We start from the raw sequence: 12562 nt of genomic DNA on the forward strand, positions 1-12562 counted from the left end.
AATGAAAGAGAGCCTCCTAGGAGAACTCTCAAACATTGTTATGCTTTCGCTTCAACATGATTGATACACCACGTGATCAATTCTTCTAAACGTGCCTGTTGGTCAGTCATATCAAGATAGCCCATAACTGCTTCAAAGCCTGTTGACATCCGATAAGTAACGACATCTGCATTTTTGGCTTTGGTATGGCTGTTGGTATTGCGACCACGTCTGTAAATGTCTTCTTCTTTTTCGGTCAATAGCTGCGCTTCTAACATGGCCTGAATCAAGTTGGCCTGCGCCTTAGCAGAAACGTATCTCGTTGCTAAATGGTGTAGTTGACTAGGTTTCGTTTTGCCTTGAAAAATCAGATGGCGGCGAATATAGTAGGAATAAACCGCATCCCCCTCAAAGGCTAGGGCAATGCCATTAATCAAATTCACATCAACTGAATTAGTCACGCGTCCACCTCACACCATCTTTGGTATCTAATAATTTAATGCCTTGAGCTGCGAGTTGATCTCGAATGGCATCAGCAGTGGCAAAGTCACGGTTGGCACGCGCCTCTTGTCGCTTGGCAATTAAGGTTTCAATATCAGCCTCAAGAACCTCTTCTTCAAAGATGATTCCAAAAACAGCTAACATTTTCTCAAAGGCGCTTTTAACAGGCTCTGTATAGGAGCCAGAATTAATCCACTTGGCCATGTCAAACACGACGGTTATCCCATTTGCTGTGTTAAAGTCATCATCCATAGCTACCTGGAAAGCTGCCACAAAGCGTTTTAGTTCTTGCTCATCTGCCTTTTCTGTCAGCGGTTGTTGCAAGGTATTTTTCAGATACTTCAGATTGACTTCGGCATCATGGATAGCCTTTTCAGTAAAGTTAATCGGCTTTCGGTACTGTTGTGTCGCAAGGAAAAAGCGTAAAACCTGACCATCAACTGTTTGTAACATGTCATGAACGGTCACAAAATTGCCTAGGGATTTGGACATTTTTTCGTTATCGACATTGACAAACCCATTGTGCATCCAATAGTTGGCAAAAGTCTTGCCTGTTTTGGCCTCAGATTGAGCAATTTCATTGGTGTGATGAGGAAATTCCAAATCAGCTCCGCCACCATGAATATCAATGGTATCACCAAGAATTTCAGTAGCCATCACAGAACATTCAATATGCCAGCCTGGACGGCCAGCTCCCCAAGGGCTATCCCAAGAAACCTCGCCTGCCTTGGCTGATTTCCAAAGAGCAAAGTCCAGTGGATTTTCTTTCAAGGCTGTCTCAGCATCTGTCCGACCACTGGCTCCAACTTCAAGTTCTGATAAGGTTTTATTAGCTAGCTGAGCATAATGCTCTGACTTTTCCACGCGAAAATACACATCGCCAGCTGCTTCGTAAGCAAAGTCTTTTTCAATAAGAGCCTCAACAAATAAGATGATTTCAGCCATGTAATCCATAACACGAGGATTTTGTGTGGCTGGCTTAACACCAAGTGCCTTGGTGTCTTCTATAAAAGCTGCAATAAAGCGATCTGACAACTCTTTTGGAGACACCCCTGCTTGTACGGCTGCCTTGATGATTTTATCATCAACATCGGTAAAATTGGAAACATAATTGACCTGATAGCCAGCATACTCAAAATAACGTCGGATTGTATCAAATGCAACCGCTGATCTGGCATTTCCAATATGAATATAATTATAGACCGTCGGTCCACAAACGTACATGTTGACTGTATTTTCAGTCAAAGGCACAAACTCGCGGAGCGAACGGGTCATGGTATCATAAATTTTAATCATGTAAACTCCTTATTCAATAGCCTGTCACTAGTTGTCATCTTGATGACCTGAGTCTTTTTCTGACATGCTGTTCCACTTTTTCAACAACTTAATATTGATGACAAGTCCCACTAACCAAAATACAGTCAAAATAAGATAAATAAGCGCTTTGATCATTTCTTGTCTCATCAAAAAGATTAGACCTGCTACTAGCGTGATACTGGCCACAAGTATAGATAAACCAATGATGACATAGATACCTATTTTTATTTGTTTCATGACACTCCTTTATTAACGAAAAACCTTCACAAACTGTGAAGGTCAGTCCAGCTAAGTAAGCTTAACGGACTTCTTTGCTATTTTTGTAAAGCTTCCAGACAGTGACAATAAATCCCCGCATTAGCCAAACCCAATTCCCACTCATCAAGGAATCTCAAAAGATGATAAGACATGCCAATAACATTAGCAAGCTAAAAAATTCTTTTTCATATAAGTTATCAGATTCCCGCCTTTTTATTCACCTATAACTTTGACGAGTAGTAAGAAGCTTCCCGTTGTTCTTGTATACTTTGGATTTGAAGGCTATCTTTTTGGCCATGGACACGAACTACTTTGGCTGGAACCCCCACTACGGTGACATCTTCAGGAACATCTGTCAAGACAACTGCGGCCGCTCCCACTTTGGCATTGGCTCCGATTTCAATAGGACCAATGACTTGGGCATGCGCAGAAATTAAGGCTCCTTGGCGAACAGTCGGATGGCGTTTCCCACGATCTTTCCCGGTTCCACCTAAAGTCACGCCGTGATAAAGCATGACGCCCTTTTCAATAATAGCGGTCTCGCCAATGACAAGGCCTGCACCATGGTCAATGAAAACACCAGGGGCAATTTGTGCTCCAGGGTGAATTTCAATCTGTGTCCAAAATCGCCAGAATTGGCTATGCATTCTGGCTAGTATCTTAAAATGGTGTTGCCACAAAAAATGAGATAGCCGATGAGCAGCTAAGGCTTTAATACCTGGATAAGTCAGGATAACCTCAAGACTACTACGAGCAGCTGGGTCTAGAGCTTTAACAATAGCTATACTTTCTTTCCACCAACCCATACTAACTCCTACGACTTATCTAATTCTGACCAGTCAACAAGAATTTGTTGGTCATCAAAAGGATTGATGGCGACACCGAACGTTTCATCAAGCTCGTTCTCACCATTTCTTGGTTGATAAATATCATTAATTGTCCAAGTGAGAATCACACCTTCAGCTTTTCTGAAAAGTCCACCAAAATCATCTTGGTTGTACCATTTCGCAAAACTTTGAAGATTTGAAAATGCCGGAACGTAACTCTTGCCTTCAGGCGTTGACATAGTTGGGAAAAGGCGGTCATAATGGCTATCGTCTTTAGGGTAAACGAAGGCTGGAACAAGGTAAACCTTGTCCATGATGTCAGCTGTCACATTCTCATCACTCATAAGAGTGTTTAAAATAGTGGTATAGTTATTCATAAACTGAATCATGTCACTACTTTTGAAAATAGTAGAATTCCCAAAGTCACCCTTTTTCTTGAGGTTAAAGACAAGACCTGCTGCGCCAGCTGTAATAACTTCTTCTAGCACCGCAAGGGCTGAACGCTCCAACCAATAATGGCTTTGGGCACTCTTTTGTTCTTCCTTGAAGAGAGCCATATCTTCCTTGTCGGTAAAAACAGGAGTCACTTTAACCCCTTCAATTTCTATCACATAGGGGTCTTTAGCCGCCCAGACAGGAAAATTGTGGAAAGCGTTAACAAGAGCAACGCTATCCAAAAAATTATCGGGCGCATTGATAAAAGCCCTTAAACGAACATCTAATTCATTGAGTTTAGTCATGGTTTTCTTCTTTTTTCTCTGGTTTTGACGGGCGTGGAATCAAAGCTTTCATTGAGGCATCTACACGGCCTTTCTCATCAATTTTAATGACTTTGACATCAACTTCTTCACCTACTTCAAGAATATCTGACACATTGGCTGTTCTCGTCCAAGCAATCTCTGAAATATGTACTAGGGCATCTGTCTTGTCAAAGAGGTTGACAAAGGCACCGAATTTTTCAATACGAACAACTTTGGCATGGTAAATTTCACCCACTTTGGCTTCGCGAACAAGGCCTACAATAATTTCTTTAGTGCGGTTAATGGCATCTTGGTCACTTGAGTAGATAGAAACATTTCCTTCGTCATCAATATCAATCTTGACACCCGTTTCAGCAATAATCTTATCAATGGTTTCACCACCTTTACCAATGACCACTTTGATTTTATCCACATCAATCTTGATGGTATCAATTTTTGGTGCAGTTGGGGCTAATTCTGGACGTGGTTCCGCGATAGTTGCTTCAATCACATCAAGAATTTCAAAGCGAGCTTTTTTAGCTTGCGCAAGAGCTTCTTCTAAGATTTGAGGGGTTATTCCTGCGATCTTAATATCCATTTGAAGGGCTGTAATCCCTTCACGAGTTCCAGCCACCTTAAAGTCCATATCTCCAAAATGGTCTTCAAGACCTTGAATATCAGTCAAGACAGTATAATTTGTCCCATCGGAAATCAGACCCATGGCAATCCCCGCCACAGGAGCCTTGATTGGCACACCTCCAGCCATAAGGGCAAGGGTACCGGCACAAATTGAAGCCTGTGATGAAGAACCGTTAGATTCTAAAACTTCGGCAACTAACCGAATGGCATAAGGAAACTCTTCTAAACTTGGTAAGACTTGTTCGAGGGCGCGTTCTCCGAGAGCACCGTGTCCAATTTCACGACGACCTGCGGCTCCATAGCGGCCAGTTTCACCAACTGAATATTGTGGGAAATTGTAGTGGTGTAAAAAGCGTTTTTTGTACTCTGGAGCAAGACCATCAATGATTTGGGTTTCTCCCATTGGTGCCAAAGTCAAAACTGATAGTGCCTGAGTTTGACCACGTGTAAAGAGACCTGATCCGTGGACTTTTGGCAAGAAATCAACCACGGCATCAAGCGGACGAATTTCGTCAATCTTACGGCCGTCAGGACGAATCTTGTCTTCTGTGATTAGACGGCGCACCTCAGCGTGTTCCATTTGCTCAAGGATTTCTACCACATCACGCATAATGGTTGCTAGGTTTTCGTCCTCTGCATAGCGCTCTTCGTACTCAGTCTTAACCATTTCTTTAACAGCTTCTGTGGCTGCTTCACGCGCTTTTTTCTCTTCAACTTGAACAGCTTTTTGCAACTGAGCATTGTATTTAGCGACAATATCCGCTTGTAAGTCTGCATCAACCTGTAACAGTTCAACTTCGGCTTTTTCTTTACCAACAGCTGCTACGATTTGTTCTTGGAAGGCAATTAATTCTTGAATAGCTTGGTGACCTTTTAAGAGGGCTTCAAGCATGATGTCCTCTGATAATTCTCTGGCGCCAGACTCAACCATGTTGATGGCTTCTTTACTACCAGCAACGGTTAATTCTAAGAGCGACGCTTCCATCTGTTCTTTATCTGGGTTAATAATGAACTCGCCATCAATATAGCCAACTTGAACACCTGCAATCGGTCCATTAAATGGAATATCTGAGATTGACAAAGCAAGAGATGAGCCAAACATCGCTGCCATAGGAGCGCTAGCATTTTCGTCATAAGAAAGAACCGTGTTAATCACTTGTACTTCATTACGGAAGCCTTCGGCAAACATTGGACGAATCGGGCGGTCAATCAAACGAGCTGTTAGGGTCGCATCTGTTGAAGGACGTCCTTCACGCTTCATGAAACCTCCCGGGAATTTACCAGCGGCATACATTTTTTCTTCATAATTGACTTGAAGAGGGAAGAAGTCACCAGTTGCCATTTTTTTTGACATGACAGCTGCGGTAAGGACGGTTGATTCGCCATAACGAACAACAGTTGCACCGTTGGCTTGTTTAGCGACTTGGCCAACTTCAACAACAAGAGGTTTTCCTGCAAATGTTGTTGTAAAGGTTTGTTTTGACATATATTCTCCTTTTAATTTTCAGAGGGTCAATATAGGTAATTGACTTCTGCTTAAATTCAATCGTTATACGTTGTTTTGCTACAAAAAGCAACCTGCCACGCTTGTCACAAGCTCCTCTTTGTATCAAACGACGTATCTGCTACATTTTACCATAAAATAGCAGAAATTTCACTGTCATATTGTAATCTCTTCAACTGTCCTTGAAAAATATTAAACGAAACTTATACTCTTTAACAAAGCAAAAAAGCAGGTTGGTAGGCCTGCTTTCGTCTCCTAACATTAATAAGTGTCGTCTTCTAAAATTTTAAAACCAAGACTGGTACTATCTTTCAGAAACATTTGGACCGTTTCAAGGGAATAGTCTTCTAAATCTTTTCCTTGAAGAGGCAACTTGGCAATCAAGTCACTGGTACAGGTGATAATGTCAACACCCAGCTGATCAGCTTGATAGATATTATAAGTTTCCCGTGGACTAGCCCACAACAATTCGACCCCTTCTTTTTGACGACAAATGTGCAAGGCTTCTTCCATGATTGGCATTGGGTCCACACCAGTATCTGCAATACGGCCAGCAAAAACAGACACAATAGCTGGTACTCCTGTGGTTAAATGATTAACCACAGCTTGGGTTTGCTCAATTGTAAAAATGGCTGTGACATTTAACTTGATGCCTTGGGCTGACAACTTTTGAATGAGGGGACAGGTTGATTCCCCTGTTGAAGTAGTCACTGGAATTTTCACGTAGACGTTGTCACCTAGACTAGCAATTTTCTCAGCTTCCTTTTCCATGCTTGCGAGGTCATCTGCAAAGACTTCAAAGGAGACTGGGTAGTCTGTAATCTTGGCAAGCACTTCTTTGGCAAAGCCAATATAAGAAGTGATGCCTGCTTTTTTCATCAAACTTGGATTGGTTGTAAAGCCTGTGACCAAACCTGTTTGCAAATCCTTTAACATGGTCTCTAAGACTGCACCGTCTGAAAAGACTTTAATGTTTAGTTTTTTTGTCATAATACCCTCCTTTTAGGCTTCTTCTGAAATATTATTAATGGCTTCTTGAGATTTTGAAAGAAAACTTGGTAGGACAAGAACAACAGCTAGCACCGCAACCACCAAGTAAATACCGACTTCACCAATAGACGTTCCAAGGCGGCCTAGCAAAATTCCTAAAACCCCAAAGTCCACATCTCCAAAGGTGGTATTTGAAAAGCCAAGTTTACCAAGCACTGGTAGAAGCATAGCTGGCAAGAAGGCAAGTAATAAGCCATTTGCAAAGGCACCAATCATCGCACCGCGGCGACCGCCTGTTGAATTTCCAAAAATCCCTGCTGTCGCACCACAGAAGAAATGAGGTACCATACCTGGGATAATCAGGACACCGCCCGCAACCCCTAAAATCAACATCCCAAGTAAGCCACCAACGAAACTTGCGGCAAAACCGATGATAACAGCGGTTGGTGCATAAGGAAAGAAGACCGCGCAGTCCACGGCTGGAATAGCATTTGGAATTAATTTGTTAGCAATGCCTTGGAAGGCTGGAATCAAGTCAGCCAAAATCATGCGAACACCAGCATAGACAATTGCAACACCAACAGCGAAAGTAAGCCCACTCTTAATCGCAAAGATAAATGGATTTTGTCCTGCTGCTAATTGTTCTGCTACTGAAGCATCTCTCAAAACAGAAGCCACTGTGGCAACTAAATAGAAAATAACCATAATAAGTCCTGTTGAAATGGTCGTGTTACGCAAGAAACTCCATTTTTCAGAAATCTGAAGGTCTTCCGTATCCTTACTGCCTTTACCAACCTTGCTACCAACCCAGGCAGAAAGGTAATAACCTAGGCTACCAAAGTGCCCCATAGCAATCTCATCGCCATCAGTCACTTTCAAGGTGTATTTTTGACCAATAGCTGGTGAAATAGCTGACCAAGCCCCCAAGAGGAACCCACCTAAGATAATCAAAAGAGTCCCTTTAAAACCAACTGCTCCAAGCACGGCAGACAAAAGACAAGCCATAAAGAAACTATGATGTCCTGTTAAGAAAATGTATTTGAAGCGGGTAAATCGAGCAAAGGTCAAATTGAGCAATAGACCAACCACCAAGATAGACATGGTTTCCACACCCAAAATTTTTTGAGCAACAGAGGTAACCGCTTCGTTATTTGGCACTACGCCAGTGATGCTAAAACCGTGCTCAATGAGTTTGGCAAGTGGATCCAAATTGGCAACGATGACACCTGCCCCTGCGGAGAGCATGAGGTAACCTAAAATTGGTCCTAAGGTCCCTGTCAACACCTTATGAGCAGGTGTTTTCAAAGCGACTAAACCTGCAAAGGCAATCAACCCCATTAAAAATGCAGGCTCTTTTAAAATGTCACGAATAAATGATAATAGTGCTTCCATAGTATCTACCTATCTCCTTTAGGGGTTATTCCTTGCCACTCATTTCTTTGAGAACTGGAACCAAATCTTCTTCAATTTTTTTACGATTAGTATAGCTTTTAACGATACAAACTTTGGCATCCTCTGGAAAAATATCTTTAAATTCTTTGACGGTGACAAATAAATCTGCACCCTTTCCAACAGCCGCATTGGAATCACAGGATTCCGCATCCACATCAATGCCTAGACTAGATGCAATAGCTTCGACTTTCATGCGAAGCAACAAGCTACTACCAATACCATTTCCACAAACCGTTACAATTTTAATCATGTGTTTAATCTCCTTTTTCAATAATATGACTAATAAGATCCAGCATGCTATCAGAATCTTCAGCCTGAATGAGTTGGTCAATATACTCATCATCATCTAAAACCAATGAGAGTTCCTGCAAAGCTTTCAAATGTGAACTAGAATCCACAGCAGCCAAAACAAAAATCAACTGCACCTGCTTATCTGGATCGCCTTCTTGCTTCAAGTCAAAGCTGACAGGTTCTTTCAGTTGTAAGAGAGACACGCCTAACTGTCGCGCTCCTTTTTCAGGTGCCGCATGCGGAACGGCTACCTTGGGAGCCAAAACAATATAAGCCCCAAGCTCATTGACCGAGTCAATCATACCAGCAATATAAGATGTTTCAATCATCTGGTGTTCTAATAAAGGCTGGGCAGCCAAACGAATGGCTTCTTGCCAATCCGAAACAGCATCAGCCTGCCTAATAAAATCTTTTGTTAACAAGTCCAATAGTCCTAGACCTCCTTTTTCAATCGTTAAATGGTTACCAATCAAGTAACGTGACAAGTCACTAACAAGTCCTTCTTTATTAGTGATGGTGGCATATTTGTTAATAATAGTCACCAGTTCATCCAAGGCAAACTGCTCTGTCAGAGGAAGATGAAAGTCGTCACAGACCATTTTTTTCAACATCATCTGTTCCACAGACCCCATCAGAGCCTGCGTCACATACACAGGTTTGGCACAATCAAAGGCTACTGTTGAAAAAATCAAGTCAAATGAGTCTGGATCCAGCAGCTTGATATTATCCAACTGATGAACGGTAATAAATTGTAATTGTGGAAAGAGCTCTTTCAATGTTGCCTCCAACATCAAGGACGAACTAATGCCATTAGGGCAAACAGACAAAGCTACCAGCTGATTGCTTTTCCTTTTCTTCGGAGCCTGCAACCATCTCCCAAAATGAATGGTAAAATAAGCAACCTCATCTTCATTGATAACTTTTCCCAACCGTTTTTCTAGCGGAGAAAGGCTGCGCTTGACCAAGTAAAAGAGGGATTCGTAATCTTGTTTGATTTGGTCTTTTAACGGATTGATCAAGTCAATACCATAATAAAGACGGTAATAAGCTGGCAAAAGATGACTGTATAAGTTCTGACGAAGTTCGGGTGTATCAGTGATGGACAACCCCGTATTAACTGTCACCGAATTGATGATCTCCTCCATAATGTCGTAAATAGGTTGCTGAAAGACTCGTTCTAAATCTCCTTGGACACACCCTAGCAGCCGAGACATGACCACATCTTTTTCCTTTGCCAGATTCGGAAAAGCAGCCAATAACTGATCAACCATGGTTTCAACAGCTGGCGAACTTAACAGAAAAGCATCCACTGTTTCATTCCTTACCTCATGGGAAAATGGTTGACAGGCTAACAGGCAGAAAAAATAAATTAAATCCCTTAACTTTTCTGAAATGAAACTGAGTCGATTCTCCCTGCTCAGCTCCTCCAGACTATTTGCCATCACCTTCGTCTGATTGGGCAAACCAAGCTCATGTAATAAATAGCTGAATACCCAAGGTCCTGATGTTAATTGCAAAAGAGAACTAACCGTCGATTCTAAGAGACGCCGCAGGGCTAACGGTTCTCCTTCAAAAAAATAGCCCTCCTGCCGATTGTAAGTTAAGGTTACCTGAAAGGCTTGCACCCGCTCACGCACTAGGTTTAAATCGGCAATGACTGAATTTCTACTTAGCCGTAACAAGCTTTCCAGATGATTGATCGAAATAAATTCTTGTGCCATCATGAGATAAATAATCAGCATATCAGGACGTTCATTTTGAAAAAGATAGTCATCCAAGGTCGGCAACATGCAATCTAATAACTCCTGCTCAGTGAGGTTGGGTGGGTAAACCAGCTGCCTGTCCAGAACAATAAGAGGAAGCTGATAGACCGCTAAACTGTCATTGATTTTAGCAATATCCGACAAAATATGACGTTTGCTTACCTTTAAAATGGATTCAAATGCCTCTAGTGAATGCCCTTTGTATTTAGAAAAGAGTTGATATTTTCTGATAAGCTCATGAGATAGCATGTCATCTCCTCCTATAATGTCAGTATAAAATGAAGCGTTTTCATTTTCAAGATAAATTGAGTCCAATTGTCTCACGTCATTTTTGACTGCAATTGGATTCAATAGGTGATTTCATTGTAACAAGTTCCTCAAAAGGAGGCAAAAAGGAAGCTAATCTGAGAAATGATTCCCTTTTTCTTCATAACACAAAAAAGACACCTCATCACTGAGATACCTTTTGTTGTTAGATAAAATCACCAACTGCTAATAAAAACAGCCTTAACCCATTTTAGCTAAGTGTGTAGGCTAAATTCAATAATTAAAAGCCCACTGCCCCTCTCCTTAGTTAAATCTAACTAACGTCTGATTCAACACGCTAAGTGCTATCATGAACTTAGCTAAAGGACAGACTAGCTCTTTTCAGGGAAAAGAATCGTTCTCTGAAAAAAGCGTTGTAGGGTCTCTCCCACTCGGTTAATCTTGGGATTACCTTATCGTAGCTAACGAAAATATCAGAAAAAGTCAACTCATTCTTAAACTGACATTCTTGATTCAATTTAACCTTTCTGGTTCAGTAATTTCTGTAGTAGGTCAATCCACTGTGGATATTATAGGGCTTTTTGATTGCTTATAAAATCCCATATGACTTACAATGAAAAGCGTTAAACAACTCATTAGAAAGCATCATATGGGACAACTGTATCATCCTACAGAATTAGTCGGAATTAAAGACAAAATATCTCTTTAGACAAAGTTTTTCAGAATAAGACACACATTGAGATCTGGGATAGAATTGATTATTCACCTAAGCTGTGTCAGCTCTGTCATGGAAAATAAATCAAATACGACTTCCAGAAGATATCCAAAAGCCCCCCTTAAAATCAATAGTATTCCTAGCCTTATCAGGCTTAAAAAGCGACGTTTTCAGTGCAAAAGCTGTCGTAAGGCTACTATCGCTGAAACCAATGTGTACAGAAAAATTGCCAAATTTCTGAGCCTCTTAGCGTAAAAAGCACACGGAAACTCATCAACCATCTAGCTCTCAGTCACATTGCTCAAGAATTGGTTATTTCATCGACAACTATCCATCGTAAGCTCAAGCAGTTCGCTTTTAAGGAGGTCTTTTCTAGACTCCCTGAGGGACTCTCCATCGATAAATTTGCTTATCAGAAAGGCAAACTCGCCTTTATTGCACAGAATTTTGAGACCAATAAAATTATCTCTATTCTTGATAACAGACGCCAAGCTACCATCCGTAACCACTTCTTCAGATATTCTAAAGAAACTCGAAACAGCGTAAAAGTCGTTCCCTTTGACATGTCTGACAGGGTTCAGTCACCTACTACAGTTGACAATGAGCCTGAATTCTAAGACGCTCTGTCACTTGTTACTGAGAATCAAACATAACAATAACCACTACCTATAAATAATCTATTAACATAATGTTATTTCATGACCCTTATCAGACTTCAGCTCTATCACCTTATCAAAATAAGGTAAAAGTCCTTTATCGTGAGTGACCACAATTACTGTAACTCCTTTATTTTTGAGGCTCCGCAGAGTCCTCATTACAAATTGACTATTTTCGTCATCTAGCGAGGCTGTTGGCTCATCTGCAAAAACGATTTGTGGCTTCTTCAACAATACTCTTATCAAAGCCACACGTTGTTGCTCTCCCCCGCTGAGCTGATAAACTTTTTTGTTTAGATAGTCTTTTCCAAGTCCAAATTCTTCTAGATATTTTTTTATTTGCTTCTTATCTTTTGTGATGAAATTCAAGTTTTCATATACGGATTCATTATCAATTAATGCAAAATTTTGAAATAAAAATCCAAATACGGATTTAAAATAATACTTTCTATGACGATAATTACTGAGAGAACCCTGAATAAAAATTTGTCCTGAATCAATTTTTTCCAATTGCCCCAAGCAATTCAACAATGTCGTTTTTCCGACACCACTGTCTCCTATAATAGCAACCATCTCACCTTCTTCAACATGAAAAGTTAATTGACTAAAAATAACTTTATCTGGATAGTGTTTAGAGATATTTTTTACTTCTATTGCATTCAA

11 protein-coding genes and 1 pseudogene are annotated in these 12562 nt (G+C 40.9%); 1 reads left to right on the top strand and 11 read right to left on the bottom strand.

Going from position 1 to position 12562, the window contains the following annotated elements; all coding sequences use genetic code 11:
• Window positions 1-38: 38 nt before the first annotated feature.
• From EL097_RS01425 to EL097_RS01470, 10 genes are all read right to left on the bottom strand, one after another.
• The gene (locus EL097_RS01425) at window positions 39-440 is read right to left on the bottom strand and encodes a Mini-ribonuclease 3 (RefSeq protein ID WP_003046489.1); all 402 of its coding nucleotides are present in this window, start codon (window positions 438-440) and stop codon (window positions 39-41) included.
• The gene (gene cysS / locus EL097_RS01430) at window positions 433-1776 is read right to left on the bottom strand and encodes a cysteine--tRNA ligase (RefSeq protein ID WP_003046487.1); all 1344 of its coding nucleotides are present in this window, start codon (window positions 1774-1776) and stop codon (window positions 433-435) included. The genes EL097_RS01425 and cysS overlap by 8 nt, the downstream gene beginning before the upstream one ends.
• A gap of 27 nt (window positions 1777-1803) precedes the next feature.
• Window positions 1804-2034: a hypothetical protein gene (locus tag EL097_RS01435; protein WP_003046485.1), complete on the bottom strand. Its 231-nt coding sequence runs from the start codon at window positions 2032-2034 to the stop codon at window positions 1804-1806.
• Between the two features lie 242 nt (window positions 2035-2276).
• Complete coding sequence (cysE, locus tag EL097_RS01440) at window positions 2277-2861, bottom strand: serine O-acetyltransferase (RefSeq protein WP_003046484.1); 585 nt, start codon at window positions 2859-2861, stop codon at window positions 2277-2279.
• 8 nt (window positions 2862-2869) lie between these two features.
• Complete coding sequence (locus EL097_RS01445; protein ID WP_003046481.1) at window positions 2870-3622, bottom strand: SseB family protein; 753 nt, start codon at window positions 3620-3622, stop codon at window positions 2870-2872.
• Window positions 3615-5747, bottom strand: a complete 2133-nt coding sequence (gene pnp / locus EL097_RS01450; protein ID WP_003046479.1) for a polyribonucleotide nucleotidyltransferase — start codon at window positions 5745-5747, stop codon at window positions 3615-3617. Before pnp ends, EL097_RS01445 begins: the two co-directional genes overlap by 8 nt.
• A gap of 279 nt (window positions 5748-6026) precedes the next feature.
• Window positions 6027-6755 carry a transaldolase gene (locus EL097_RS01455; protein WP_003046477.1) on the bottom strand — a complete coding sequence of 243 codons (729 nt, stop codon included), beginning with the start codon at window positions 6753-6755 and terminating at the stop codon, window positions 6027-6029.
• A 12-nt stretch (window positions 6756-6767) separates the two neighbouring features.
• Window positions 6768-8147, bottom strand: coding sequence for a PTS ascorbate transporter subunit IIC (locus EL097_RS01460; protein WP_093999081.1), 1380 nt, complete (start codon window positions 8145-8147; stop codon window positions 6768-6770).
• A gap of 25 nt (window positions 8148-8172) precedes the next feature.
• Complete coding sequence (locus EL097_RS01465) at window positions 8173-8457, bottom strand: PTS sugar transporter subunit IIB (protein WP_002982644.1); 285 nt, start codon at window positions 8455-8457, stop codon at window positions 8173-8175.
• A 4-nt stretch (window positions 8458-8461) separates the two neighbouring features.
• A complete protein-coding gene (locus EL097_RS01470) occupies window positions 8462-10510 on the bottom strand; it encodes a BglG family transcription antiterminator (RefSeq protein ID WP_003046470.1) in 2049 nt (682 codons plus the stop codon).
• A 667-nt stretch (window positions 10511-11177) separates the two neighbouring features.
• Between EL097_RS01470 and EL097_RS10800 the strand changes: the two are divergent.
• Window positions 11178-11812, top strand: a pseudogene (locus EL097_RS10800) (transposase); the annotation flags it as partial.
• A 111-nt stretch (window positions 11813-11923) separates the two neighbouring features.
• Here EL097_RS10800 and EL097_RS01480 read toward each other — a convergent pair.
• Window positions 11924-12562, bottom strand: a complete 639-nt coding sequence (locus EL097_RS01480; protein ID WP_003046465.1) for an ABC transporter ATP-binding protein — start codon at window positions 12560-12562, stop codon at window positions 11924-11926.

The sequence above is a fragment of the Streptococcus canis genome, from assembly GCF_900636575.1.
GTDB classification, from domain to species: Bacteria; Bacillota; Bacilli; order Lactobacillales; family Streptococcaceae; genus Streptococcus; species Streptococcus canis.